Genomic DNA, 26,281 nt, shown 5'->3' on the forward strand with positions numbered 1-26,281 from the left:
GCGATGAAGCGCAGGAGCGGGCAGGACCCGGCGATCACCAAGAATTGGCGGCCTGCTACGCTTGCGGTGCGGGGCGGCAGCGCGCGCAGCGAGTGGGGCGAAACGTCCGAAGCGCTGTTTCTGACCAGCGGCTATTGCTACGATCGCGCCGAAGACGCTGCGGCGCGCTTCGCCGGCGAGCAGCAGGGCATGACCTACAGCCGCCTGCAAAACCCGACGGTCGAGATGCTGGAAAAGCGCATCGCGCTGCTGGAAGGCGCCGAAGCGTGCCGTGCGACCGCCACCGGCATGGCGGCGATGACGGCGGCACTGCTGTGTCAGTTGTCGGCGGGCGACCATGTGGTTGCTGGCAAGGCGCTGTTCGGGTCATGCCGCTGGCTGACGGACACGCTGTTGCCGAAGTTCGGGATAGAGACGACGACCGTCGATGCAACGGACAATGCTGCCTGGGAAGCGGCTGTGCGGCCCAACACGAAGGTGTTCTTCTTCGAGACGCCCGCCAACCCCACGATGGATGTCGTGGACCTAGAGGCGGTGTGCGGCATCGCGAAGAAGCATGGCATCGTCAGCGTGGTCGACAATGCTTTCGCGACGCCAGCGCTTCAGCGACCGATGGAATTCGGGGCGGATGTGGTCGCCTATAGCGCGACCAAGATGATGGACGGGCAGGGCCGTGTCCTGGCCGGTGCGATCTGTGGCACCGAGGATTTCATCATCAACACACTGCTGCCGTTCCACCGCAACACCGGGCCGACGCTGAGCGCGTTCAATGCCTGGGTGGTGCTGAAGGGGTTGGAGACGCTGGACCTGCGCATCCGCCGCCAGAGCGAGAACGCCCTTAAGGTAGCGAAGTTTCTGGAGGGCCGGGTGGCGAAGGTCCTTTATCCGGGGCTGGAAAGCCATCCGCAATATGCTCTGGCGGCAAAGCAGATGGAGATGGCAGGACCTATCTTCTCGCTCTATGTCGGTGGCGGACGGAAAGAGGCCCATGGCCTGCTTAACGGGCTGGAGCTGGTCGATATCAGCAATAATATCGGGGACTCCCGGTCGCTGATGACCCATCCCGCTTCGACGACGCATTTCGGCATGGCCGAAGAGGCGCGGCTGGAAGTGGGCATCACCGAGGACATGCTGCGGCTGAATGTCGGCCTTGAAGATGCGGATGATGTGATCGAGGATCTTGATCGCGCTCTGAAGGCGATAGGCCGTTGACGAAAGCAGGGGGAAAGGCGCATTTCTTTTAACGTGAACGCGCTCTTTCCCTTTCATGCGACCACACGTGATATCAACGTGCATGTTGCCGTTACGTTCCTGCCGGAACAGTCAGAGCCTGACCGGGGGCGCTGGTTTTGGGCCTACCATATCCGTATCGAAAATAGCGGGGATCAGCCCGTGCAATTGCTGACGCGCCATTGGGTGATCACCGACGGGCGTGGCGTACAGCATCGGGTGGATGGCGATGGCGTCGTGGGCGAGCAGCCGGTGGTGCAACCGGGGAAAAGCTATGACTATGTTTCGGGTTGCCCCCTCAACACGCCGACGGGGTCGATGCGCGGGCATTATCATATGATCGGCGCCAGCGGGGAGACGTTCGACATCGCTATCCCTCATTTCGCGCTCGTAGCTCCGGCGATTGCCGAATGAAGCGTACGCATTTGCCGTTGAACGGTCTGCGCGTGCTGGATGCGGCTGCGCGGCATTTGTCATTCACCCGGGCGGCCGATGAACTGGCGGTGACCCCGGCAGCCGTGGGTCAGCAGATCCGGGCGCTGGAGGACTTGCTGGGCGTTGTCCTGTTCCGCCGGACGCCGAAAGGTCTGGAACTGACTCCGGAAACCGAAGCGGGCCTTGAAGCCTTGCGCGCGGGCTTTCTGGAGTTTGAAGAAGCGGTGCGAGCGATGCAGGCGGGACAATCCAGTTCTTCGCTGACCATTGCCGCCCCACGCGATGTCACGGCGAAGTGGCTACAACCGAGGCTGGCCAGCTATGCGGCGAACCAGCCCGACCTCAGATTCGCGTTGGTAGCGGCGGACGAGACGCTGGATTTCACGGAGGCTAATCTGGACCTCGCATTGCGGCTGGCCGACGGGCCAGGCGAACATGAAGGGGTGAAGCTGGGCGAGGCGAGTTTCGTTACGATCGAAGCGGCTGGGGGAAGTCCGGCGCATCGCGTCGATTGGCCGGGCTGTCCCACGGCAAGCGAACCGGCGGCGATCCGGGTTGCTGACGCCGGGCTCGCCATCGAAGCCGCGATCAACGGCTTTGGACGAGCAACCGTGCCGCTGCTGCTCGCACAGGCCGATATCGAGGCGGGTAGGGTGCGGCAAGTGGGGGAGCCGGAGGCGTCTACGCTGGCCTATTGGTTGATCGCGCCGCTGCCTCAATGGCGGCAGAAGAAGGTGAAGGCGCTGATCGAGGCGCTTCTCTCCTGAACCGAGGCTTTCGCTTCCGGCCTTTTGCTGGGGCGAGGCCGTCGTGCGCATCGAGGAGTAGGAGGATGACCTTTCGCGGCTTCAACCATAGCGGGCGAGCATGTGCGCTGCTGCTGCTTTGCCTGGCGCCTCCCGCATGGGGGCAAGCACCCTATGTTGCCGATGTTACCGAGGCGCGAGAGAAGCAATGGCGATCATTGGTGGCGGAAGCGCAGACCGCTTACACAGGCGGACGACTGTCTGAAGGCACAGAAGCTGCGCGCAAGGCGTTGGCGCTGGCCGATGAATTGTTCGGACCTGATGATCCGCGCACGCTGATTTCCGCAAATGATCTGGCTCTGTTGCTGGAGGGGATGGGCAGTCATCGCGAGGCCGAACAATTGCTCCGCCGCGTATTCGACAGCTATTTGCGCACGCGGGGCGAAGATGACCCCAATTGCCAGATGGCGCTGGAAAACCTGATCGATTTCTATCTGGCGCGCAAACGGATGGACGCAGCTGGGCCGTTGGTGGGCTATGCATTGGATCTCTTTCGCCGGACAACAGGCACCGCCAGCGAGCGCACGCAGCGTATGGAAAAAATAGCGGCGCAAATGCCCAAGCCCGATCCAGTTATTCCGGTGAACTGACAATCGCGTTTCCGCCTCCATTCGCCGACTATATCGATGATTATAGCCCTTAGGGTGAATTGCTAAACCATCCGCCGCTGCTATCCCCACTCCACCATCGGACGGCGACGTTCATTTCCCCCCAAATGTCTGGTCAGTGCGTGCATTGGCATGAGTTGGGGGAGTGGGCGTTGGCACCGGACATAATTCCGTTGGGTCGCAAAAATGAGCGGGCGGCTGGCCGAAGGGCTGGCCGTCCGCTTATCGTTTCAGAGACGTTCGTGGTTACCAGGAGACCCGACAGTAGCTCCATAGCTTCAGCGATGCTTTCCGAGTCGTTGCCGGGCAGCACTCCGATCATTAGCCTGCATTAAATGCAGGGTATAAGACCAATGATATACTGTATGTGAAATGCCTATATCTCTAGTAATAGAGCATGGGTTATTTTTCGGCCGCTATCGTATTTAAATGGTTAACAAAAGTTGATTTTTGGTGACTCTATTTATCCCCGCCTAATATGATCGCTCATCGGGTCAGAACTATAAGACGATAGCATTAATCCGGGGCGGGGAGGGCCAATAAGGCCTTGCCAACGGAAGATCGCAGACAATGGGCAATAGCTGATCCGCTAATGCCATGAGTCGATGAAGATGGAATTTCTCGATGCATGCGCGTTGAGGAAGCGGTCTTCTGCGCACTTCTTTGAACCGTCCCATGACGACAGGTGGGATGGAAAGATGGATTTCGAGCGCGAATGGAATGTCGATGCCGCCGCTGACCGTCAGCAAGCGCATGACCCGGTGTTGGATGCACTCGCTGCTCGGGTGAAGGGGCACCATATCCAGCCAGGCACAATGCGCACGGTGGCCGCTGGCCCCGACGGCGTTGTCGTCCTTCCTGCCGGAACTGACATCAATCAAATAGAGGTCGATGGCCGCAACCTGGTCGTCACGTTGCCGGACGGCACTCAGATGGTGATCCTGGATGGCGCGGTCGTAATGCCGCACATCGTTGTCGGCGACGTAGAAATCCCTTCGGTCAACCTTGCGGCGCTGTTGATCGGCGAGGAACCGCAGCCCGCTGCTGGTCCGGCTCGCAGTTCTGGCGGCAATTTCCTGGCAGCCGAGGGCGACGTGGGAAATCCTCACGGCCTGGGCGATCTGCTCCCACCGACCGAATTGGCCTTTACGCAGCCCGAAGAGCGGGAAATCCTCCCCATCGCGCCGGATGAAGATCATGTGCCTGAACTGGAGGTTCCCACCTCCGGCCCTGGCACTGTCGTGGACGAGTCCGGCCTGGGAACGGTAAACCGTCCTGGCGGATCTCCTGGTTCGAACGAACCGGCCCCGGTCGAGACGACAGCCGGCACCATCACCTATGTCGCGGTCGATACACCCGCGACGATCAGCATCAACAGCCAGGTCGTCACTGGACCGGGGCAAACGATCACCGGCGCCCACGGCACGCTGACGATCACCAGTGTTGCTCCAGGTACGATCGAATACAGCTATACATTAGCCGACAATACTTCGGGCGATACCGTGACCGATAATTTCACGGTAACGGTTACCGATGCTGACGGGGACAGCGTCACCAAGGCGCTGGTGGTCAACGTCATCGACGATGTGCCTACCGCGCACGATGACCTGGCTCACCAGGGTACAGAGGGTGCGCCGGTCGTCATCAACGCCTTTACCAATGATGTGTTCGGCGCAGATGGGGTCGATATCGACAATAATCCCGCCGTGCGCGTGACGATTGTCAGCGGTCCAGCAGAAGGAGCGGTGGCGTACGACCCCGCGACCGGGCTGTTCACCTTCACTCCGGCGGCTGGGCAGGAAGGCACGGCAACCTTTGTCTACCAGATTCAGGATGGCGATGGCGATACCTCACAGGCGACAGTCACTGTCACCCTGGAGCCCGATTCTACGCCGACCGTTGAGGTTCAGGCTGGATCGGACACGCTGGTCGATGAGTCTGCGCTCAACCCCAATGGTTCCAATGCTGAATCCACGGCGGAGACCGCCGCTGGGACGCTGATCGTCACGACCGGAAACGACACGGTCGGCTCGCTGGTCATCAATAATGTTGATGTGACCAATGGCGGGACCGTCCAGGGCAGCTTCGGCACCCTGACCATCACCGGATCCCCGGCGTCGGGATACAGCTATAGCTATACGTTGGAAACGGCCACGTCGGGCGACAATACGAAGGATAGCTTCGCCGTCACCGTCACCGATAGCGATGGAGACACCGCAGGCACGACGCTGACTATCGACATCGTGGATGACCAGCCACAGGCCATTGATGATGTCGGTAATGTTGTCGTCGAAGACGGCGCCACCAACAGCCTGTCTGGCAATGTGCTGACCAACGACGTGTCTGGCGCGGACACGCCCAAGAGCTTTGTCGCCTGGGGTGCGGACGCAGCGGTGGTGGCGCAGCTCAACAGCTACGGCACGCTGGTGCAGAACAGCGATGGCAGCTGGAGCTATGTTCTGGACAACAGCCGGGCGGCGACACAGGCGCTGGGCAGCGGGTTCAGCCAGGACTTCACGCTCCATTACACGATGCAGGATGCCGATGGCGACCAGTCGCCCGCGACCCTGACGATCACGGTGAAGGGCGCGGACGACAGCGCGACCGTGGTGACGGCCTCGCTGAACGGCCCTGACGCGACCGTCTATGAGGCGGGCCTGCCGAGCGGCACGGCGCATGACGGTAGCCATGTGACCAGCGGCAGCTTCACGGTGTCTGCGACCGACGGGATCGCGAGCATCACGGTGGGGGGCACGAGCTTCACCCTAGCGCAGATGCAGGCGTTCGCCGCGACCAATGGCGTTGTGAACACGGGCGAGGGGACGCTGCTGCTGACCGGCTACAATGCCGGGACGGGGGCTGTGAGCTACAGCTACACGCTGCTCGCGACGATCGACAATGACAGCAAGACGGGCGCGACCCTCACCGAGTTTGACGACAGCGTCACGGTGAGCGTGACCGGCATCAGCGGCACCAGCGGCAGCGACACGCTGATCGTGCGGATCGTCGATGATGCGCCGCATGCGGTCAATGATGCGGGCGGCACGCTGACCGAGGATGTGGCGGGGAGCCTGTCTGGCAATGTGCTGACCAACGATGTGTCTGGCGCGGACACGCCCAAGAGCTTTGTTGCCTGGGGCGCGGACGCAGCGGTGGTGGCGCAGCTCAACAGCTACGGCACGCTGGTGCAGAACAGCGATGGCAGCTGGAGCTATGTGCTGGATAACAGCCGGGCGGCGACGCAGGCGCTGGGCAGCGGGTTCAGCCAGGACTTCACGCTCCATTATACGATGCAGGACGCGGACGGCGACCAGTCGCCCGCGACCCTGACGATCACGGTGAAGGGCGCGGACGACAGCGCGACCGTGGTGACGGCCTCGCTGAACGGCCCTGACGCGACCGTCTATGAGGCGGGCCTGCCGAGCGGCACGGCGCATGACGGTAGCCATGTGACCAGCGGCAGCTTCACGGTGTCTGCGACCGACGGGATCGCGAGCATCACGGTGGGGGGCACGAGCTTCACCCTGGCGCAGATGCAGGCGTTCGGCACGACCAATGGCGTTGTGAACACGGGCGAGGGGACGCTGCTGCTGACCGGCTACAATGCCGGGACGGGGGCTGTGAGCTACAGCTACACGCTGCTCGCGACGATCGACAATGACAGCAAGACGGGCGCGACCCTCACCGAGTTTGACGACAGCGTCACGGTGAGCGTGACCGGCATCAGCGGCACCAGCGGCAGCGACACGCTGATCGTGCGGATCGTCGATGATGCGCCGCATGCGGTCAATGATGCGGGCGGCACGCTGACCGAGGATGTGGCGGGGAGCCTGTCTGGCAATGTGCTGACCAACGATGTGTCTGGCGCGGACACGCCCAAGAGCTTTGTTGCCTGGGGCGCGGACGCAGCGGTGGTGGCGCAGCTCAACAGCTACGGCACGCTGGTGCAGAACAGCGATGGCAGCTGGAGCTATGTGCTGGATAACAGCCGGGCGGCGACGCAGGCGCTGGGCAGCGGGTTCAGCAAGGACTTCACGCTCCATTATACGATGCAGGATGCCGATGGCGACCAGTCGCCCGCGACCCTGACGATCACGGTGAAGGGCGCGGACGACAGCGCGACCGTGGTGACGGCCTCGCTGAACGGCCCTGACGCGACCGTCTATGAGGCGGGCCTGCCGAGCGGCACGGCGCATGACGGCAGCCATGTGACCAGCGGCAGCTTCACGGTGTCTGCGACCGACGGGATCGCGAGCATCACGGTGGGGGGCACGAGCTTCACCCTGGCGCAGATGCAGGCGTTCGGCACGACCAATGGCGTTGTGAACACGGGCGAGGGGACGCTGCTGCTGACCGGCTATAATGCGGCGACCGGAGCGGTAAGCTACAGCTACACGCTGCTGGCGACGATCGACAATGACAGCAAGACGGGCGCGACCCTCACCGAATATGACGACAGCGTCACGGTGAGCGTGACCGGCATCAGCGGCACCAGCGGCAGCGATACGCTGGTCGTGCGGATCGTCGATGACGCGCCGCATGCGGTCAATGATGCGGACAGCGTGACGGAGGGTCTTGGCAACAAAGCGGACGGCAATGTGTTCACCGGGGTTGGCGGCACGGATGCTAACTCGACCGATGGCACGGCGGACACGATCGGCGCGGATGGCGCGGCGCCTGGCGGCGCGGTCACGGGGGCTCGGGTCGGCACGGAAGCCGGAGGCGGTGCGCTGACGGGGGTGAGCGCTGCGGGTACGACGATAAGTGGCACCTATGGCGATCTGCTGATCAAGTCGGATGGCAGCTATACCTATACGCTCAATACCGCGTCGATCCCGGCGGGCGTGACGAGCGAGACCTTCACCTACCAGATCAAGGATGGGGATGGCGACACAGACCTGGCCCAGCTGGTGATCAGCTTGAACCAGGATGGCCGCGTGCCCGATGTGACGGGCGACACGAGCACGGTCTATGAGGATGGCCTGGCCGACGGTTTGCAGCATGGCGCGGCCAGCGAGACCGATACGACTGGCCAGTTCACGGTCAATGCCAATGGCGAGAGCTACACGCTGACGCTCGATGGCGATCTCAACCCAGCGCAGGCGATCACGGCGGTGGGGCAGCAGGTGTTCACGAGCAAGGGCGTGCTGACGATCACCTCGATCTCGGCGCCAGATGTGAACGGCGTCGTGACCTATGGCTACAGCTATACGCTGGATCATGCGTTGACGCACAGCGGTCAGGGCGAGATCAACCCGCTGACCGACACGATCAGCATGACGGTGACCGACGCCACTGGCGACAGCGATGCGACGCCTGGATCCATCGTCGTCTCTATCGTGGATGATGTTCCGACATTGTCTTCCGTTACCGATTTGTCGGTGGCGAATTCCATTCACACCTACAGCGGGAATGACGTCAGCTTCACCTATGGTGCCGATCAGGCGGGCAGCATCACGCTCACCCACCTGACTGACATAGCGGGCATCGTTTACACGGGCGACGGCACCGGAACGTTGACGGCCAGCGTGAACGGCAATCCCTATTTCACGGTATCCGTTGATCAGGCGACAGGCGATTATACGGTGGACGTGCTGACTACACGACCAGTGGTCGATACGCCGCTCAGCTTTAGCAATATTGCGCCTGGCAATTACACGACGGTTACCCTGCCCGGCGGGCAGGTGTTCGACGGCGTTTCTTACGGTAGCGCAACGACGACCGCCCAAGCCTTCACCAACGATGGGTCGACGATCAATCCGTCGGGCAACGGTTTTGGCGTGGCGAACAACCTCATCAATGACAATGAAGGCTTCCTGTTCAGTAATCACGACTCTTCGTCCCTGAGCTTCGACGTTAATTTCCAGCCGAACACATCGACGGTGACGGTGAGCTGGGCGACCTATGCGGGCGGCACGCCGACAGCTGGTGCGTTGCCACTTCAAACCGGGACTTTCCTCGTCACGAAGGATGCTGACGGGATCACCCATGTCGATATCGATCCGACACTCGATTTCGATCACATGGTTGTCCGCTTCGATTACAGCGAGAGCGGCAATCCAGCGGCGCGCGTTGAAAATTTCAGCGTAACGCAGCAGGTCATTCCTGACGATCAGGTGCTGCAGTTCGCAGTCACGGTGAAGGACGCAGATGGCGACATTGTCACCAGCACGACACCCACCACCACGATTGATGTTACGTTCCAAGGCGGAGCGCCGGTTCCGCCGGTCGCGATAGATCTGGACGGCGACGGTCTGGAATTTGTCGATCGTTCGCTGGGTGTCACCCACGATTATGGCAGCGGCACGGTCAGCACGGCCTGGGTCTCGTCCGACGACGGCCTGCTCGCTCATGCGATCGGCGGTTCTTACGACATCGTCTTTGCGGACGATGCACCGGGGGCGAAGAGCGATCTGGAGGGTCTGCGCCTTGCATATGACGGTAATGGCGATGGTGTGTTCGACGCCCATGATGCCGCCTATTCCGAATTCGGCGTCTGGCAGGATTTGAACAGCAACGGTGTGGTCGATGGCGGCGAGTTCAAGTCGCTGGCCGACATGGGCATCGCATCGATCAAGCTGACCTCTGATGGCCAGAGCTATCAGGCGGCGGGCGGCGACGTGACAGTGCTGGGGGAAGCGACCTTCACCCGTACTGACGGCACGACGGGCACTGTCGGTGACGTGGTGTTCGCCACCTCCAAGGATGTCGATCTCGCCAAGACGGAAAGCACCACCAGCGGCTTCAACCAGGCGCTGATAGCGGCGAGCCTGGTGGCGGTGGCCGGTGCTGTCGAGACGTTGGAGCAGGCGCCTGCCCCGGTCGTCGCTCAGGCCGAGACGACGGTGGATACCGCACCGACGGCTACAACCAGCACGGCGTCTGAGCCTGCCAACGAAGGCGACGCAAGCACGTCGGTGTCGAGCGAAAGCCAGGATAGCCATGTTGCGGATCAGCCGGTCGAGCAGACGAGCCACAGCGGCAGCGACGATGCGGCCCCAGATCATTCGAGGCTTTCGGGCGGCGATGATGCACCGGTTCATGCCGCCAATGATGATGGCCAAGCGCAGCCCGCGCTGGACGATCATCAGGGTTTGCTCGCCCAGGCGGTTAATCTCCCGGTCTTCGACGGCAATGCGGCGGCGCTCGTTGCGGCGCATGACGCGGCTCCGAATGCTCAAGCAGCACAGGTGGTAGCCGAAGCTTTGGGCCATGCGGGGACGCCAAACATCGATGCGCTGCTGGCCGCGTTGCCGGGGGGCGAGCATGCGCCAGTGCTGCTCAATTCTGTTGCGGGCGACGCTGCCGATGCAGGCCATCTGATGGCGATGGCGGCCAGTGTCTTCGATGCGGCGATGGTCGCGCATGAAGCGATGGCGGTCGCTCACGGGTGATCGCCATGGTTCGGATTTCTCGCGGGAATATTTGGGGGAGAATGATTATGCGGAACAGGTTGAGAAGCATCGCTTCCTTCGGCCTAGCGGCGGGGATGATGTCGACGGGGGCCTTGGCGGCACCCGCTTCGCCCCTCATGCAGATGGGCAATTCGGAGCTCAAAGGCGCGCTCAAGAGCCGTTATGACACGGCGGTTGCAGCGGCGGGCGACGCAAGCTTACGGGCAGCGCAGGACAGCCGCTGGACCTGGGCCGTGGAGGCCAAGAACCAGTGCGGCATCGCGCTGGGCTTCATGAAATCCGGCACTAAGGATGCGGACAGCATCAATAAGTGCGACGACTTTGTGGCACGCCTTTCGGCGCCGCCACCGCCGCCGGTGCCGACCGCAGCTTCAGCCCCACCCGCGCTGGACTGCACGGCACCGGCGGTGTCCATCTTCTTCGACTGGAACATGGACACGCCGCTGCCCGAGGGCGCGGCGACGATCAACCAGATCACGCAATCGGCCGCCCAGTGCGGTTGGACGCGGTTCGGCGTCACCGGCTACACCGATACGTCGGGCGGCAAGGGCTATAATGACGGCCTGTCGCTGCGCCGGGCGCAGAATGTCGCCGGGCTGATGAGCCAGGGTGGCATCGCGATGGACGCGATGACCGTCAGCGGGCTGGGCGAGACCCAGCTGAAAATCGAAACTGCCGACAATGTGCGCGAACCGATGAACCGTCGGGTCGAAGTCACTGCCAGCACCAATTGAGGGGAGCGCAATCATGACAATCCTGCGCAAGACATGCGGCAGCCTGATGGCGCTGTGCGCCGCGACCATGGCAACGACCGGTTGGGCACAGACCACGGATCTGAAGAGCGCCATTGCGGCCGCGATCGACAGTCATCCGGAAATCAACCAGGCGATCCAGAACAAGGAAGCGATCGAGTTCGAACGCGAACAGGCGAAAGGGCTGTATCTGCCCCGGGTCAGCGTGGAAGGATCGGCTGGCATTCGTCGGTTGGAGAATAACACGCGCCGGACGCTTGGCCTTGGCGACCAGACGCTCTACCCGCTGGAAGCAAGTGTGCTGGCCGAAGAAACGCTGTTCGATTCGGGCTATCGCGGCGCTGAAAAACGGCGTCAGGCCGCGCGGATCGACGGAGCTGCGCTGCGCGTGGGCGAACGGTCACAGTTCGTCGCGCTGAACGTCACGCGGCAGTATCTGGATTATATGCTGCAACAGCGGGTCGTCGCGGCGGCTGAGGACAATATCGCTTTCCATCGCAAGCTGCTCGGCGATCTGGGCGAGGGCGTGTCGAAGGGATCGATCAGCATCGCCGACCAGCAGCAGGCCGAAGAGCGGCTGCAATCCGCGCTGGTCCGCAAGAGCGAAGCTGAGCAGGACCTGACCAACGCAGCGATCAGCTTTCGCACGCTGACCGGTCTTTCGATCGATCAGGTGTCGATGCCCGATGCGGTGACGAGCGCCGTGCCGCCGACGCTGGACGAAGCGATTGCGGGCGCGCGCGCCAACAATCCGCTCATCCGGGAAGCTGAGGCTGACATCCAGGCTGCCCATGCAGTCGTCGACGAGGCGGAGTCCGAGCTTGGACCCAAGGTTGTGCTGGAAGGGCGCGGCCGCATCGGCGAGGATGTGGACGGCTTCCGTGGCAGCACCAATGATGTGCAGGGGCGTGTCGTCCTGCGCTGGCAGCTGTTCGATGGCGGTATCAACCGGGCGAAGGTCCAGGAAATGACCCGCCGGGCCAGCGAGGCGCGCTTCCGGCTCAGCCAGCGTCAGCGCGAGGCGGAAGATGATGTCCGTACTGCCTGGAACCGTTGGGATACCGAAAAGAAGCGGCTGAACGACTTGTCGCGTCAGGGCACGGTGTCTGATTCCCTGCTGGTGTCCTATCGCGAGCAATTCAACGTCGGACGCCGTTCGCTGCTCGACGTGCTGGATACGCAGAATACCCGCTTCAATACGCAGGTGCGGACGGAAACCGCCCGCTTCTCTGAAATCTTCTCGCAATATCAGATCTTGGCGGCGACCAATCAGTTGCTCGACACTCTGGGGATAGCCCAGCCTTCGGGCGCCAATCCCTATGCGCGCAAGAAATATGATGTCCCGGATCTGCCGCCCGCCGAATTGCAGCGGCGGCGCTATCCGGGCTGAGTTTCCATCTTTGGGGTCACCCCGGCTTCGGCCGGGGTGGCGCGGGGTAAACAATGTTGGAACGAAGCACATTAAGTCTGGCCGAATGGCTGGACCATCAGAGTTCGCCCGGTGACGAGCTGACCGAATGCATCGCCCATGTGGCGCGGCATTTCGATCGATCGCCGGGAATCGTGGCTCTACGGGCGGGTCTTGCCGTTGATGAATCCGGGCGTTTGCCCTTTCATCAGGCGGAATCCGCGCTGGATCAGATCGGCCTGCTGAGCGACCATGTCCGCGGGCGGCTGGACAAATGGCGGCCCGCCAACCTGCCAGCCATCCTGCCGCTAAGGGGCGAGCGTTTTCTACTCCTGCTGGACATCAAGCAGGGCGATGCGCTGGTTCAATTGCCGCATGCGAGCGAACCGGTTTGGGCGCGGCTTTCCGACCTGGAATCCTATTTTACCGGCGAAGCGCTGGCGGTCATGGCCGACCACGGCCGCGAACGGGCCGAGGAAAGGCCGTGGGACGAGCGGGCGCGGCAGCATTGGTTCTGGCGCGAAGTCTGGCGGGCGCGTGGCTCCTTTGGCTATGTCATGCTGGCGGCGGGGATCATCAACCTTCTCGCCTTCGCCTTGCCGCTGTTCACGATGAACGTCTATGACCGGATCATTCCGAACAAGGCGGCTTCCAGCCTGTGGGTATTGGGCGCGGGCGTGATGCTGGCCTTTGGGCTGGATTTTGCTTTGCGGCTCGCCCGGGCGCGGCTGGTTGACGAGGCTGGCCGGGAAATTGACGAACGGCTGTCGCAGCGGTTGTTCGAAAAAGTGATGAACGTGCCGCTCGCCAGCCGTGCGGGCAGCACTGGGGCGCTGGCACGGCGCGTTTCGGAATTCGAAAGCGTCCGCGAATTTTTCACGTCGACCACCGTAGTGCTGGTGGTGGATATCAGTTTCCTGTTCGTGTTTGTCGGCATCATCGCGCTGCTGGGCGGATGGCTCGCGGTCGTGCCTGTCGTCATGATCGGCATCATGGCCATAGCGGGCTTTTTCCTTCAGCGCTCCATGGCCAGCCTGTCGCGTGATGCGCAAGCGGACTCGAGCCTGCAAAGCGCCGCGCTGGTGGAAGCGATCGGGGGCATCGAAACGCTCAAAGCATGCCGCGCCGAAGGGCGGATGCTGGAACGGTGGCACCGTTACGCCCGGATGAGTGCATCGACGCAGGAAAAGTTGCGGCGGTTGAGCTCGACCAGCGTGACACTCGCGTCGCTATGCCAACAGGTCACGAGCATCGCATTGGTGATCGGCGGATTTTACATGTTCGCCGCGGGCGAGATCACCATGGGCGCGATCATCGCCATCGTGATGCTGGCTGGCCGGTCATTGGCGCCGGTTGGGCAGTTGGCCTTCGTAATCGTGCGAGCACGGCAGGCGATGACGACTTTGGGCAGCCTCCAGACCCTGATCGATCAGCCGGACGAGCGGCTGGACGGAGCGCGCGGAATCATCCCGAAGGTGCGCAAAGGGGCGATCGTCGCCAAGGGGCTGGAGTTCAGCTATCCGGGCGCCACTCAGCCAAGCCTGAAGGGCATCGACCTGCGCATCGAACCAGGCGAACGGATCGGCATCATCGGGCGCGTGGCGTCGGGCAAATCGACGCTGGGGCGGGTGCTGTGCGGCCTTTATCCTCCGGGCGGCGGCATGCTGACCATCGATGATGTGGATAGCCGCCAATATCATCCGCACGAACTGCGTGCTGCCTTCCGCTATGTTGGGCAGGATGCGGAGCTGTTCAGCGGGTCGGTGCGGGAAAATCTGCTGCTGGGCGCGCGGGACGCCGACGATGAGAAGTTGCTGGACGCGCTGGAGCGTTCCGGGGCCTCGCGCTTCTTTGGACGGGATGCCGCCGGGTTCGACCTTCATATAGGTGAACGCGGCAGTCGCCTGTCGGGCGGGCAGCGGAGCTTCCTGGTGTTGGCGCGGGCGTTGGTGGAGCCGACGAGGCTGCTCTTTCTCGATGAGCCGACCGGGGCGATGGATAATCAGACGGAAAATCTGTTTGTCGATCATCTGGCAAAGGCGCTGGAGCCCGAACAGACGCTGATCGTATCGACGCACCGCCATGCCCTGCTGCGGATCGTGGACCGGCTGATCGTGATCGACCAGGGTGTGGTTCTGGCGGACGGGCCGCGCGATGAGGTTATCGGACAGCTTCAAAAAGGAGCGGTCCAATGATCGGGCGGACATGGAGGTTGCCAGCATCTGAGGCTTGCATGCTCGGCCTCGGGGGCGCGCTTGTTGTAGCCTTGGCGGCGGGAACGGCTGGCTGGCGCGGGAACGACGCTCCCAAGGCTGCGGTCGAAACGAAGATCATGGACGGTGCGCCCGCCATACCCCGTCAGTATCGCGCGCTGGTTGAGATCACAGAGAGCGAAGCCGCGCCCTTGACGATTGGGCAGGAGGCAGAGGCGCAGAATGGCAGGCTCCGGTTTGCGTCCGGAGCCGTTGCCGCAGCATCGCCTTTCCGAGCGCTTCAATCCGCAGGCGAGGACAGGAGCCGCGCGCTGCAATGCCTGACGCAGGCAATCTATTATGAAGCAGCGGCCGAACCGGAAAGTGGACAGCGCGCGGTGGCGCAGGTCGTTCTCAACCGTGTGCGTCATCCCGCGTTCGCCAAGACGGTGTGCGGCGTGGTGTATCAGCGCTTTAACGCGTCAGTGTGCCAGTTTAGTTTCGTATGCGATGGGTCACTTGCGCGGCGGCCTATGGCCGTCCTCTGGAATAGGGCACAGCGGATCGCGGCGGCGGCGCTGGCGGGACAGGTTGAACCGAGCGTTGGCACGGCGACCCATTATCATGCCGATTATGTGTTTCCGGGATGGGCGCCGCATCTCGCGAAGCTGGTGAAAATTGGCGCACACATCTTTTATCGCTGGCCGGGCGCATGGGGTCTGCCGCGTGCTTTTACGGGGCGCTATGCCGGGGGTGAATATATCCCTGCCTTCGATCCATCGCAGATGGTGGCGATGAAGGAGCCGGAGATCGATTATCCTTCGGTGGCGGCACTGCCCGAACGCCGGGCGGCCAATGATGTGGGCGGGCGGATGGACCCGTCCAAGGGATGGAAGCTGTCCATTCCTGATCCTTCGCAAGGGGGCGGCGCTCTCACCAACATGCTGGCCGCGCAGGAAAAGGCGAAGGCGGTGGCGCTCGCTGCCGATGAACATGCAATGCAAGAGGCAAAACCATGATGGGGCGCTGGATCAGCTGGCTGCGGGGGCAGCCGGGCAACAAGCAGGTCATCCTGTATAGCGGTGGAGGCATGCTGGCGTTCCTTTTGTGGGCCAGCCTTGCTCCGGTGGATGAGGTGACGCACGGGCAGGGGCGGGTGATCCCGTCGAGCAAGGCGCAGGTCATCCAGTCCGCCGAGCCGACCACGATCGAGGAGATATTGGTCCGGTCGGGGCAGAAGGTCAGCAAGGGCCAGTTGCTGGTGCGTCTGGACGACGCGATGCTGGCGTCCGAACTGGGGCAGTTGCAGGCGGAGACGCGATCGCTGACGGCGCGGGCGGGACGGCTGGAGAAAGAAGGCACCGGTACGGGCGCCAACTGCGCCACGGGCGGCCCCGAATGTCAGCAGGAGCAGGCGCTGGCCGCAGTCCGCCAATCGGCGCTCCGCAGCAAGCAGGATGGCCTTTCGGCCCAGGTGGAACAGCGCCGCCGCGAACTGGGCGAGGCGCAGGCCACGATCGACAGCCTGGGCGGCAGCGTCCAGCTGGCGCGGCAGCGGGTGGCGATGTTGGAGCCGCTTGCGGCCAAGTCCATTGTCCCGCAGACTGAATTGCTCGACGCCCGGCGTGAACTGGTGGATGCGCAAGGGCGGCTCAACGCGGCGCAGCAGCAGGCGTCGCGTGCATCGGCCGCGATCCGCGAGGCGCAGGCGCAGCTGTCCGAGGCGAATTTTCAATTCAAGCAGGATGCGCTGAACGAACGCAGCCAGTTGGAGGCCAAGATTGCGGTCAATAGCGAGTCCCTGCGCGGTGCGAAGGGCCGAGCACAGCGCGCGGAAATTCGTTCGCCCGTCGATGGCGTGGTCAACGATGTGCAGGTGACGACCATCGGCGGCTTCGTGACTGCCGGTCAAAAGATCATGCAGATCGTCCCCATCGGCGACAAGCTGCTGGTGGAGGCGCGGGTGAAGCCGAACGACATCGCCTTCATCAAGACTGGCGACCGCGCGGTCGTGAAGGTCACCGCCTATGACTTTTCCATCTATGGGGGCCTGAGCGGCACCGTGCAGCAGGTGTCGGCCGACAGCGTCTATGATGAAGCGACGCGGGAGGCCTATTTCACGGTGGTCGTGGAAACCGACCGCGCGTGGTTGGGCACGGGCGCGCACAAGCTGCCTATCACGCCCGGCATGGTGTGCGACGTGGAGATATTGACGGGCCGTAAGTCGGTGTTGGCCTATTTGCTCAAGCCCATTATGAAGGCGCGGTCGGAGGCGTTGCGGGAGAGGTAGTAAGCGTGTTCAGCGGGCGGCGAACTGGACTGGCTGCGGCTTCGTTACGCGATAGCCGTGGGTCCAGCGGCCATAGGCGTTGAAGCTCATGATCGGCCGATAGTCGCTGACCTCTGAAGAAGGCAGCACCCGATCCGTCATATTGTCTAGGACCATCAGGTCGCTGCCTACACGCACTGCCAGCACCGCGTGATCGGCCTGCCTCACTAGATCGCGTGCGATGACGAGGAACATGGCGTGGCGATCGAAGCCAGCCGCTTCCAGAAGCTGCATCTTGGCGATGGCGTAATCTTCGCAATCGCCAGCCCCGCGTTGGAGCGACTGGCTGGCTGAAGCCCAGCTGTCGCGGCCCTGCCGATCGTCAACGAAGCGTAGGCGGCTGTTGACCCAGCCATTTACCATTTCCACCTGCCGTAGCCCGGCGGCGGCGCGCGCCGACCGCAAGAGGCTGGCCGACAGGACCGTAGCCGGAGCGGAGCGGGCAGCGGCGGCCCATTTGTCGTCTAGCGGCGTCCGGCTGACTGCCATCGCCACCGATCCGAAGATGTCCGGCTGTCCCGCGCGCGGCGCTGGAGCAGATGACAGCGGGGTGGGCTTGGGCATGGCGAAGGTGGCGGCGGGCGCTGTGATAAGGTCGCGCATGAAGGTGGGCACGAGGTCGGGTTGCTTATAGCTCAGTGCGGGCTGGCTGAGGGTCAGGCGGATGCCTTGCAGTTCCCATCCGGGCATCCGCGACAGCGTCCGGTCAACGCGGCTGTCGTTGACGATAGCCTGCGGTTCCGAGACTGGCGACGCCCAGTTGAAGGATGACGTGCTGCCCTGCTGCGCGCTGATGGCGGCCAGGCGGCTCATGCCACCTGCGAGCAGGGTGGACGCCAGGCGATCGGCCTGTCCATAGCGTGCGCCCTTCAACGCGGCGCTGGTGATGCTGCCGGTCGGCGGAAGGGTTTGCGCGAGCGCGGTGCCGCTCTGAACCGACAGCAGCAGAGCCGGTACGGCAAGCGGTGTGATGCGAAGGATCTGGGCGAAGCCTGACATGCTTGCCCGTATCGCGCGGAAGATTGAACATCCCGTCGCCCGCAGTGGTTAATGCTGCGGTAGCCACGAAATCTGGAGGGGGCACTGTCGCGCGGCGATGCTTGCCGCGAGAGGGTTAGGCGTCGATTGCTTCTTCGTCCACCGTCGCCGCATTTTCCTGGATAAAGGCGAAGCGGTGGGCGGGGTTGGTTCCCATCAGGCGCTCGACCAGTTCGCGCACTTGCTGGCGATCCTCGATGTCGTCGGGCAGGGTGATGCGGATGAGGCTGCGGGTCTTGGGGTCCATGGTGGTTTCGCGCAGCTGGCCGGGGTTCATTTCACCAAGCCCCTTGAACCGGCTGACTTCGACCTTCTTGCCCTTGAACTCGGTGCGCAGCAATTCTTCGCGATGGGCATCGTCGCGGGCGTAGAGGCTCTTGCCCCCGGCGACGAGGCGATAAAGCGGCGGCTGGGCGAGATAGAGGTGCCCGCGTCGCACCAGTTCCGGCATTTCCTGGAAAAAGAAGGTCATGAGCAGCGTCGCGATATGCGCGCCGTCGACGTCAGCGTCGGTCATGATGACGACGCGCTCATAACGCAGATTGTCGGGATTGCAGTCCTTCCGCGTGCCGCAACCGAACGCCAGGATCATGTCCGCGATTTCCTGGTTCGCCAGAATCTTCGCATTGTTCGCCGATGCGACGTTCAGGATTTTGCCGCGTAGGGGCAGGATCGCCTGCGTCTTGCGGTCGCGCGCTTGTTTGGCCGACCCGCCTGCCGAATCGCCTTCGACCAGGAAGATTTCCGTGCCTTCGGGATCGTCGGTCGAGCAATCGGTGAGCTTGCCAGGCAGGCGCAGCTTGCGGGCGGAGGTCGCGGTCTTGCGCTTGACCTCCTTTTCCGCCTTGCGCTTCAGGCGCTCGTCCATGCGGTCGATGACATAGGCGAGCAGCGCCTTGCCGCGCTCCATATGGTCGGACAGATAATGGTCGAAATGATCGCGCACCGCGTTCTCGACTAGGCGAGCGGCTTCCGGGCTGGTGAGGCGATCCTTGGTCTGGCTCTGGAATTGCGGATCGCGGATGAAGACCGACAGCATGATTTCCGAAGAGGTCACGATGTCGTCTGCGGTAATGTCCTTCGCCTTTTTGTTGCCGATCAGTTCGGCGAAGGCGCGGATACCCTTGACCAGCGCGGCGCGCACCCCGGTTTCGTGCGTGCCGCCGTCGGGCGTAGGGATGGTGTTGCAGTACCAGCTATAGCTGCCGTCCGACCAAAGCGGCCAGGCGATCGCCCATTCGACGCGGCCTGCGGTGTCGGGAAAATCCTGGCTCCCTGAAAAGAAGGCGCTGGTGGCGCATTCACGCGAGCCGATCTGTTCTTTCAGATGATCGGCAAGACCACCGGGGAACTGGAACACGGCTTCGGCTGGCGTATCGTCGCTTATGAGTTCGGGCGCGCATTTCCAGCGGATTTCGACGCCTGCGAACAGATAGGCCTTGGAACGGGCGAGGCGGTAAAGGCGGGCGGGCTTGAATTTCTGCTCGCCGAAAATCTCTTGATCGGGAATGAAGCTGACCGATGTGCCTCGCCGGTTGGGTGCGCCGCCGACTTTCTGAAGGCCGCTGGTGGGCAGGCCCTGCGCGAAGCTCTGGCGGAATAATTCCTTGTTGAGCGCGACTTCCACCACGGTAACGATCGAAAGCGCGTTCACCACGCTGATGCCTACGCCATGAAGGCCGCCGGAGGTCGCATAAGCCTTGTCGGTGAACTTGCCGCCGGAGTGAAGCGTGGTGAGGATCACCTCCAGCGCCGATTTGCCGGGAAATTTAGGGTGCATGCCGACGGGAATGCCGCGGCCATTGTCGGTGATGGTCAGCTTATTGCCGGGTTCCAGCGTGACCTCGATGCGGGTGGCATGCCCCGCGACCGCCTCGTCCATGCTGTTATCGAGCACTTCGCTGGCGAGATGATGAAGCGCGCGCTCGTCCGTACCGCCGATATACATGCCCGGACGGCGGCGAACCGGCTCCAGGCCTTCGAGCACTTCGATGGAGGATGCATCGTAATCGGAGGAGGAAAGCGGCTGGCTCGCAAACAGATCGGACATGCGCACAAGCTATAAGCGGGTCGGCGGCGGGCGCAAGCAGGAGCTATGAAGAAGGGGCCGGTCTCATCGACCGGCCCCTTCAAATTTCAGAGCTGAATGCAGGTCAGCGAACGCGCGGACCGCCGAAAGGCAGGGGCGGAGGCGGACGGCGCGTACCGCGCGGCAGCTGAGCCTGATAGGCGCGGCCGCAATGTTCCACGCAATAAGGGAAGCCGGGGTTCACTGTTTCACCACAGAAGTGGAAGTCCGGTTCGCCCGGATGGCCCATCGGCCACTTGCAGATACGCTCGGTCAGATCGAGCAGCGACGTCTTGCCTGCGATTTCCGGGCTAGGCTTTGCAGGGACCAGGCGGCGGGGAGGGGCAGGCGGGATCGGTGCCTGCTGGTCGCCGGGACCCTGGCGAAGGAAGCCGCCCGGACCAACCGATATGATGCGTGGCTGCGGCGCGGGTGCAGGAGCGTCTGCGGCAGGAGCTGCGGCAGACTGTGCGGGCGCGGGCGCAACCGACGGCGCGGGGCGTGCGGGCGCGCTATGTTGCACGGGCGCGGCAGGTTTGGGCGCTTCGGCCTCAGGTGCAGGCTTGCGGACGGGGGCAGCCTTTTTGGGCGCCTCGTTCGGCTTTACGGGCGAAGGGCGCGATTGCAGGCCAAGGCGGTGCGCCTTGCCGATCACGGCATTTCGGCTGACACCGCCCAGTTCGTCCGCGATCTGGCTGGCGGTCAGGCCTTTTTCCCACATTCCCTTGAGCTGGTCGATACGCTCGTCGGTCCAGGACAATGAATGACTCCTCAAATTCTCTGGCTAGCGCCCTATATGGGACGCGCCTGCACAGGTTAAAGCCCATGCACAACGCCCTTGCGGCACAACAGACCAGCCGATAGTCGATCGAAGCATGAACGAACAGCCCCAATTTTCCGTATCCGCCTCTTCACCTCCTCCTTTTCATGAGCCGGGTGAGCTTGTCATCCGCAACGTCAACTGGGCGGGCACCCGAGCGCTCTACCAGAAAGAGGTTCGCCGCTTCATGAAGGTGCAGCTCCAGACCATCTGGGCGCCTGCCGTCACCACGCTGATGTTCCTCATCATTTTCTCGATCGCGTTGGGCGGGGCGAACCGGCAGGTTCTGGGCGTCCCCTTTGCGGACTTCATCGCGCCGGGGCTGATGATCATGGGCATGATGAACAATGCCTTTGCCAACAGCAGCTTCTCGCTGCTCGCTGGCAAGATGCAGGGTACGCTGATCGACTATCTGATGCCGCCGCTTTCCAATAGCGAGTTGCTGCTGGCTTTGGCAGGCGCGGCGGTGACGCGGGCGTTTTGTGTGGGATTGGCGTTATGGGGCGCGATGGCGCTGTGGCCGGGCGTCCATGTAACACCGGCGCATCCCTGGGCGATCGTCTGGTTTGGGCTGATGGGGGCGGCACTGACAGCGTTTATCGGGGTACTGACATCGATCTGGGCGGAAAAGTTCGATCATGCCGCCGCGATCACCAATTTCGTGATTGGGCCGATGACGCTGCTGTCGGGCACCTTCTATTCCATTGACCGGCTGGCGCCCGTGTTCCGCGCAATCAGCCATGCAAATCCGTTTTTCTACGCGATATCGGGCTTTCGTTATGGCTTCGTCGCGGCGGCGGATGGGGATGTTGTCGTGGGGAGCATCGTGCTGTTGGTGCTCAACGTGGCTCTGGCACTGCTGTGCTATGTGCTGTTGAAGCGTGGATGGAAGCTCAAAGCCTGATTTAGCCTCGGCGTTAATGGATCAGATGAACCCGGCTATCACGGGAATGGTCAGGGTTATGAGGAACAGGCCCCCTGCCGCGATTAGCCAATGATGGAGACGGGGAAAGCCGAGGTCATCCCGGCCCCCCTCCGGCTGAACATTCATCAGATGACGCCCTTGCCGCCCACGCGGGTTAGGGCAAAGCCTGCTGCTTCTGCTTCGCTGCGCGGATAGATGTTGCGCAGGTCAATGAGCAGAGGCTTGTTCATTGAAGCGGCAAGGCGCTTGAGATCGAGCGCGCGGAAAATATCCCATTCCGTGACCAGCACGAGTGCGTCGGCTCCGGTCGCGGCCTCGTAGGCATCTTTCGCCATGGTGACGCCCGACATCATCGGCCGGGCGACATCCATGCCTTCGGGATCATAGGCGACGATCCGTGCGCCCGCATCCTCCAGAGCCTGTACGATGGCGAGGCTGGGCGCATCGCGCATGTCGTCAGTGTTGGGCTTGAAGGTCAGGCCGAGCAGGGCAACGGTCTTGCCGCGCGCTTCGCCGTCCAACGCTTTCACGATCTTGCGGCCCATCGCGCGCTTGCGCAGGTCGTTGACCTGCACCACCGTTTCCACGATGCGGATCGGCGTGTCGTAATCCTGCCCCGTCTTCACCAGCGCGAGCGTGTCCTTCGGGAAGCAGGAGCCGCCATAGCCGGGGCCTGCATGGAGGAATTTGCTGCCGATCCGGTTGTCGAGGCCAATGCCGCGCGACACGTCCTGCACCTCGGCGCCGACAGCTTCGCACAGGTCCGCCATCTCGTTGATGAAGGTGATCTTGGTCGCGAGGAAGGCGTTGGCGGCATATTTGATCAATTCCGCCGTGCGCCGTCCAGTGAACATGACGGGTGCCTGATTGAGGTTCAGCGGCCGGTAGATCTGCGCCATGACGGTCATGGCCCGTTCGTTGCCGGTGGTGCCCACGACGACGCGATCCGGCCGCTTGAAATCGCTGATCGCGGCGCCTTCACGCAGGAATTCCGGGTTGGAGACCACCTGGATATCGAGGTCTGGGCGTACTTCCTGGACGATGCGCTCAACCTCGTCACCCGTGCCAACCGGCACGGTCGATTTGGTGACGATGACCGTCGGGCCGTCCACGGCTTCGGCAATTTCGCGTGCGGCGGCATAGACGTAGCTGAGGTCCGCATGGCCATCGCCGCGGCGTGAGGGCGTACCCACGGCGATGAAGATCGCGTCCGCGCCCTTGACCCCCGCAGCGAGGTCGGTGGTGAAGGTCAGTCGGTCGGCCGCAGCATTGTTGGCGACGAGCTGATCAAGGCCGGGTTCGTAGATCGGCATACGGCCGGACAAGATCGCATCGATCTTGCCAGCGTCCTTGTCGACGCACACGACGTCATGGCCGAAATCGGCGAAACACGCGCCCGAAACCAGGCCGACATATCCCGTGCCGATCATCGTGATCTTCATAAACTACCCGCTGCCTCTTCCGAAAAAATGAAGGATTGACTGCGCCCTAGCATAGGTCATCGCACCTGCGAAAGCGCGCGTCGGAATTACCCCTTGTTCAGGGGATGGTTACGATTTGCTGGCAGGGGGTAGCCTTAAAGGCTCGCATCAGGGGGCAAAGATGAAAGTTGCGGTGGTATTCGGGACCCGCCCCGAAGCGATCAAGCTGTTTCCCGTCATTCACGCGTTGCGCGCGAGGGATCATGTCGACGTGCGCGTGATCGTCACGGCGCAGCATAGAGGGTTGCTGGATCAGGTACTCGACATTGCGGGTATCAAGCCGGACATCGACCTTGACGTGATGACGCCGAACCAGACTCTGGATGGTCTCACGGCGAAGCTGATCGTCGATCTGGGCAAGGCGTTCGATGCGGAGAAGCCGGATCGGATCGTCGTGCATGGTGACACGCTGACGACCATGGTAGCGAGCCTTGCCGCATATTATCGGCAAATTCCGGTCGCGCATGTGGAGGCTGGCTTGCGCAGTGGGGATATTTATCATCCCTGGCCTGAAGAGGTGAATCGGCGCGTCGTCGCTTGCGTGGCCGACATGAACTTTGCGCCCACCGGCGCGGCGGCCGATGCTCTGATGCGGGAAAATCGCGATGCGGCCAGCATTCACATCACCGGCAACACGGTGATCGACGCGCTGCTTGCGACGCGCGAAAGAATTGCGGGCATGCCTGCGCTCGCGGCGGGCCTTGATGAACTGGCGTCGTGCTTTGCAGGAAAGCGCATCATCGCCGTCACCAGCCATCGACGGGAAAATTTCGGTGGAGGCATGGAAGCGATTGCCCGATCCATTGCCGACATCGCGGCTCGTCCGGATGTGGCGGTGATCTTTCCGGTCCATCCCAATCCCAATGTGCGCCCGATCATGGAGGCGGTCCTCGGGAAGCTGTCGAACGTCGCGATGATCGAACCGCTCGATTATCCGCATTTCGTGCGTCTGCTCGACATGTGCCATCTGGTCCTGACCGACAGCGGTGGCGTGCAGGAGGAGGCGCCATCACTTGGCAAGCCGGTGCTGGTGATGCGCGAAACAACCGAGCGACCTGAGGGCGTGGAGGCCGGGACGGCCAAGCTGGTGGGCACCGACCGTGCCCGCATTGTTGGTGAGGTGCTGGCGTTGCTCGACGATGACGAGGCTTATCGGGCGATGGCACGGGCGCATAATCCCTTCGGCGATGGGCGCGCGGCGCAGCGGATCGCGTCGGTCATCGCGTCGGGAAGCATCGAGGCGGAAGGTCTGGAGGAGGCGGCATAGCTTGGCCGCGCCCGTCTACTGATCCTGCGTTCGCCAACAGTTTCCGACCTCATCGTCCGGGGATTGTTCGTTACCGGAATCTTCAGCATTTGCCTTCAAAAACAGCGGCAACTGATAGATTTTCCGGGATTATTGCATGCCTATCGACAAGCAGCAGAAGGTTTCCGTCATCGGGCTGGGTTATATCGGGCTGCCGACTGCGGCCCTTATCGCTCGCGGCGGAGCGCATGTCGTGGGCGTCGATGTCAGCGCTCATGTCGTTGAAACGGTCAATTCGGGCCGAGTGCACATCGAGGAAGTCGATCTTGACGGTCTGGTGCAGGGCGTGGTCGCACGGGGAAATCTAAGAGCCAGCCTGACTGTCGAACCGAGCGACGTTTTCATCATCGCTGTTCCCACGCCGGTAGCGGAAGATCGCGCGCCGGATATCTCCTATGTGCTGAACGCGGCGCGAACCGTTGCTGAGGTACTGAAAGCGGGCGACACGGTAATATTGGAGTCCACCTCACCCGTTGGCACTACCGAGGCGATGCGGGACCTGTTCGCGAAGATTCGCCCGGACCTCAGAATGCCGGGACCGGGCACGGCCGGGGACGTCGCAATCGCTTATTGCCCGGAGCGCGTTCTGCCGGGCCGCATTCTGGTCGAATTGATCGACAATGACCGTTGCATCGGCGGCATAACGCCGCGATGCGCGCGCAAGGCATTGGCCTTTTACCGTCAGTTCGTGCGGGGAGCCTGCATCACGACCAGCGCGCGTGCCGCCGAGATGGTGAAGCTCGTCGAAAACAGCTTCCGCGACGTCAATATCGCCTTCGCCAACGAATTGTCCGTCATTGCAGAAGGCATGGACATTGACGTGTGGGAAGTGATCCGCCTCGCCAACCGTCATCCGCGCGTGAACATCCTTCAACCGGGGCCGGGAGTGGGCGGGCACTGTATCGCAGTGGATCCCTGGTTCATCGTTCACGGCGATCCCGAGAACAGTCGCCTGATCCGCGCCGCGCGCGAGGTGAATGATGCTAAGACCGACCATGTCGTTGCCAAGGTATCGGACCTGATCGACGAGTTTCCGGGCGAGGACGTCGCCTGTCTAGGCCTGGCTTTCAAGGCAAATATCGACGATTTCCGCGAAAGTCCCGCCGTGAAGGTGGCGAGCCGACTTGCCCGCCGTTATGGCCGTCGCGTCAAGTTGGTTGAGCCTTACGCGCAGGCTTTGCCTATGGAGTTTGCCGGCACGGGGGCGGAACTCATCGATCTCGATACGGCCCTGGAACAATGCGGCGTTTTCGTCATTCTGGTTGATCATGATATGTTCAAATCAGTCCCGGTGGACGAGCGCTTCGGCAAGGCGGTTTACGATACGCGCGGCGTATGGCCGGACCAGCCGCGCCGCTTGCCGCACGATCAGCCGGGGCGTATGGCGGGTTGATCGAGAGCCGCTTGGCCCAGAGTGCCTTGGCCGCAGTTGCCATGGCCATTTAGCCTCGCTAACCCCGCCCAAGCG

General features: G+C 62.6%; 17 protein-coding genes. 13 read left to right on the plus strand and 4 right to left on the minus strand.

The window, feature by feature from the left end; all coding sequences use genetic code 11:
• The first annotated feature begins 3 nt into the window (after window positions 1-3).
• The 10 genes from metZ (at window position 4) to ACZ51H_RS02430 (ending at window position 17,136) form a co-directional block, all read left to right on the plus strand.
• Window positions 4-1,212, plus strand: a complete 1,209-nt coding sequence (metZ, locus tag ACZ51H_RS02385; RefSeq protein ID WP_464802325.1) for an O-succinylhomoserine sulfhydrylase — start codon at window positions 4-6, stop codon at window positions 1,210-1,212.
• 33 nt (window positions 1,213-1,245) lie between these two features.
• On the plus strand, window positions 1,246-1,644 hold the full coding sequence (gene apaG, locus ACZ51H_RS02390) for a Co2+/Mg2+ efflux protein ApaG (RefSeq protein ID WP_449471576.1): 399 nt from the start codon (window positions 1,246-1,248) through the stop codon (window positions 1,642-1,644).
• Entirely contained in the window at window positions 1,641-2,432 is a 792-nt protein-coding gene (locus ACZ51H_RS02395; RefSeq protein ID WP_464802326.1) for a LysR family transcriptional regulator, read from the plus strand. The genes apaG and ACZ51H_RS02395 overlap by 4 nt, the downstream gene beginning before the upstream one ends.
• Window positions 2,433-2,497: 65 nt before the next feature.
• Window positions 2,498-3,061, plus strand: a complete 564-nt coding sequence (locus ACZ51H_RS02400) for a tetratricopeptide repeat protein (protein ID WP_464802327.1) — start codon at window positions 2,498-2,500, stop codon at window positions 3,059-3,061.
• Between the two features lie 716 nt (window positions 3,062-3,777).
• Window positions 3,778-10,473 carry a beta strand repeat-containing protein gene (locus ACZ51H_RS02405; protein WP_464802328.1) on the plus strand — a complete coding sequence of 2,232 codons (6,696 nt, stop codon included), beginning with the start codon at window positions 3,778-3,780 and terminating at the stop codon, window positions 10,471-10,473.
• Window positions 10,474-10,532: 59 nt separating this feature from the next.
• The gene (locus ACZ51H_RS02410) at window positions 10,533-11,228 is read left to right on the plus strand and encodes an OmpA family protein (protein WP_464802329.1); all 696 of its coding nucleotides are present in this window, start codon (window positions 10,533-10,535) and stop codon (window positions 11,226-11,228) included.
• A gap of 13 nt (window positions 11,229-11,241) precedes the next feature.
• Window positions 11,242-12,636, plus strand: coding sequence for a TolC family protein (locus ACZ51H_RS02415; RefSeq protein WP_460987715.1), 1,395 nt, complete (start codon window positions 11,242-11,244; stop codon window positions 12,634-12,636).
• A gap of 53 nt (window positions 12,637-12,689) precedes the next feature.
• Entirely contained in the window at window positions 12,690-14,849 is a 2,160-nt protein-coding gene (locus tag ACZ51H_RS02420) for a type I secretion system permease/ATPase (protein ID WP_464802330.1), read from the plus strand.
• Between the two features lie 38 nt (window positions 14,850-14,887).
• Complete coding sequence (locus ACZ51H_RS02425; RefSeq protein WP_464802331.1) at window positions 14,888-15,865, plus strand: cell wall hydrolase; 978 nt, start codon at window positions 14,888-14,890, stop codon at window positions 15,863-15,865.
• The gene (locus ACZ51H_RS02430) at window positions 15,862-17,136 is read left to right on the plus strand and encodes an HlyD family type I secretion periplasmic adaptor subunit (protein WP_196225756.1); all 1,275 of its coding nucleotides are present in this window, start codon (window positions 15,862-15,864) and stop codon (window positions 17,134-17,136) included. Before ACZ51H_RS02425 ends, ACZ51H_RS02430 begins: the two co-directional genes overlap by 4 nt.
• Before the next feature lie 9 nt (window positions 17,137-17,145).
• Here ACZ51H_RS02430 and ACZ51H_RS02435 read toward each other — a convergent pair whose 3' ends face one another.
• The 3 genes from ACZ51H_RS02435 to ACZ51H_RS02445 form a co-directional block, all read right to left on the minus strand.
• Entirely contained in the window at window positions 17,146-18,174 is a 1,029-nt protein-coding gene (locus ACZ51H_RS02435; protein ID WP_464802332.1) for a transglutaminase-like cysteine peptidase, read from the minus strand.
• 115 nt (window positions 18,175-18,289) lie between these two features.
• Window positions 18,290-20,263 (minus strand): DNA topoisomerase IV subunit B, encoded by a 1,974-nt coding sequence (parE, locus tag ACZ51H_RS02440; protein WP_464794522.1) that lies wholly within the window; start codon window positions 20,261-20,263, stop codon window positions 18,290-18,292.
• A gap of 103 nt (window positions 20,264-20,366) precedes the next feature.
• Entirely contained in the window at window positions 20,367-21,041 is a 675-nt protein-coding gene (locus tag ACZ51H_RS02445) for a GcrA family cell cycle regulator (RefSeq protein ID WP_464802333.1), read from the minus strand.
• 115 nt (window positions 21,042-21,156) lie between these two features.
• Here ACZ51H_RS02445 and ACZ51H_RS02450 point away from each other — a divergent pair, with 115 nt between their 5' ends.
• On the plus strand, window positions 21,157-22,005 hold the full coding sequence (locus ACZ51H_RS02450) for an ABC transporter permease (RefSeq protein ID WP_464772065.1): 849 nt from the start codon (window positions 21,157-21,159) through the stop codon (window positions 22,003-22,005).
• Window positions 22,006-22,151: 146 nt separating this feature from the next.
• Here the strand turns inward: ACZ51H_RS02450 and ACZ51H_RS02455 are convergent, their stop codons facing one another.
• Entirely contained in the window at window positions 22,152-23,468 is a 1,317-nt protein-coding gene (locus ACZ51H_RS02455; RefSeq protein WP_464802334.1) for a UDP-glucose dehydrogenase family protein, read from the minus strand.
• Between the two features lie 160 nt (window positions 23,469-23,628).
• On the opposite strand from ACZ51H_RS02455, the gene wecB reads away from it, so the two are divergent.
• Window positions 23,629-24,774 carry a non-hydrolyzing UDP-N-acetylglucosamine 2-epimerase gene (gene wecB, locus ACZ51H_RS02460; protein ID WP_464802335.1) on the plus strand — a complete coding sequence of 382 codons (1,146 nt, stop codon included), beginning with the start codon at window positions 23,629-23,631 and terminating at the stop codon, window positions 24,772-24,774.
• Between the two features lie 136 nt (window positions 24,775-24,910).
• Window positions 24,911-26,206: a UDP-N-acetyl-D-mannosamine dehydrogenase gene (wecC, locus tag ACZ51H_RS02465; RefSeq protein ID WP_464802336.1), complete on the plus strand. Its 1,296-nt coding sequence runs from the start codon at window positions 24,911-24,913 to the stop codon at window positions 26,204-26,206.
• The last annotated feature ends 75 nt before the right edge of the window (window positions 26,207-26,281 follow it).

The sequence above is a fragment of the Sphingobium sp. TomMM15 genome (assembly GCF_055397045.1).

Coding starts and splice junctions, on each gene's coding strand:
- ACZ51H_RS02425 (WP_464802331.1), top strand. CDS start 14,888: ATGCTCGGCCTCGGGGGCGCGCTTGTTGTAGCCTTGGCGGCGGGAACG.
- ACZ51H_RS02415 (WP_460987715.1), top strand. CDS start 11,242: ATGACAATCCTGCGCAAGACATGCGGCAGCCTGATGGCGCTGTGCGCC.
- wecC (WP_464802336.1), top strand. CDS start 24,911: ATGCCTATCGACAAGCAGCAGAAGGTTTCCGTCATCGGGCTGGGTTAT.
- ACZ51H_RS02395 (WP_464802326.1), top strand. CDS start 1,641: ATGAAGCGTACGCATTTGCCGTTGAACGGTCTGCGCGTGCTGGATGCG.
- metZ (WP_464802325.1), top strand. CDS start 4: ATGAAGCGCAGGAGCGGGCAGGACCCGGCGATCACCAAGAATTGGCGG.
- ACZ51H_RS02430 (WP_196225756.1), top strand. CDS start 15,862: ATGATGGGGCGCTGGATCAGCTGGCTGCGGGGGCAGCCGGGCAACAAG.
- parE (WP_464794522.1), bottom strand. CDS start 20,263: ATGTCCGATCTGTTTGCGAGCCAGCCGCTTTCCTCCTCCGATTACGAT.
- ACZ51H_RS02400 (WP_464802327.1), top strand. CDS start 2,498: ATGACCTTTCGCGGCTTCAACCATAGCGGGCGAGCATGTGCGCTGCTG.
- ACZ51H_RS02450 (WP_464772065.1), top strand. CDS start 21,157: ATGAACGAACAGCCCCAATTTTCCGTATCCGCCTCTTCACCTCCTCCT.
- ACZ51H_RS02420 (WP_464802330.1), top strand. CDS start 12,690: ATGTTGGAACGAAGCACATTAAGTCTGGCCGAATGGCTGGACCATCAG.
- wecB (WP_464802335.1), top strand. CDS start 23,629: ATGAAAGTTGCGGTGGTATTCGGGACCCGCCCCGAAGCGATCAAGCTG.
- ACZ51H_RS02455 (WP_464802334.1), bottom strand. CDS start 23,468: ATGAAGATCACGATGATCGGCACGGGATATGTCGGCCTGGTTTCGGGC.
- ACZ51H_RS02405 (WP_464802328.1), top strand. CDS start 3,778: ATGGATTTCGAGCGCGAATGGAATGTCGATGCCGCCGCTGACCGTCAG.
- ACZ51H_RS02435 (WP_464802332.1), bottom strand. CDS start 18,174: ATGTCAGGCTTCGCCCAGATCCTTCGCATCACACCGCTTGCCGTACCG.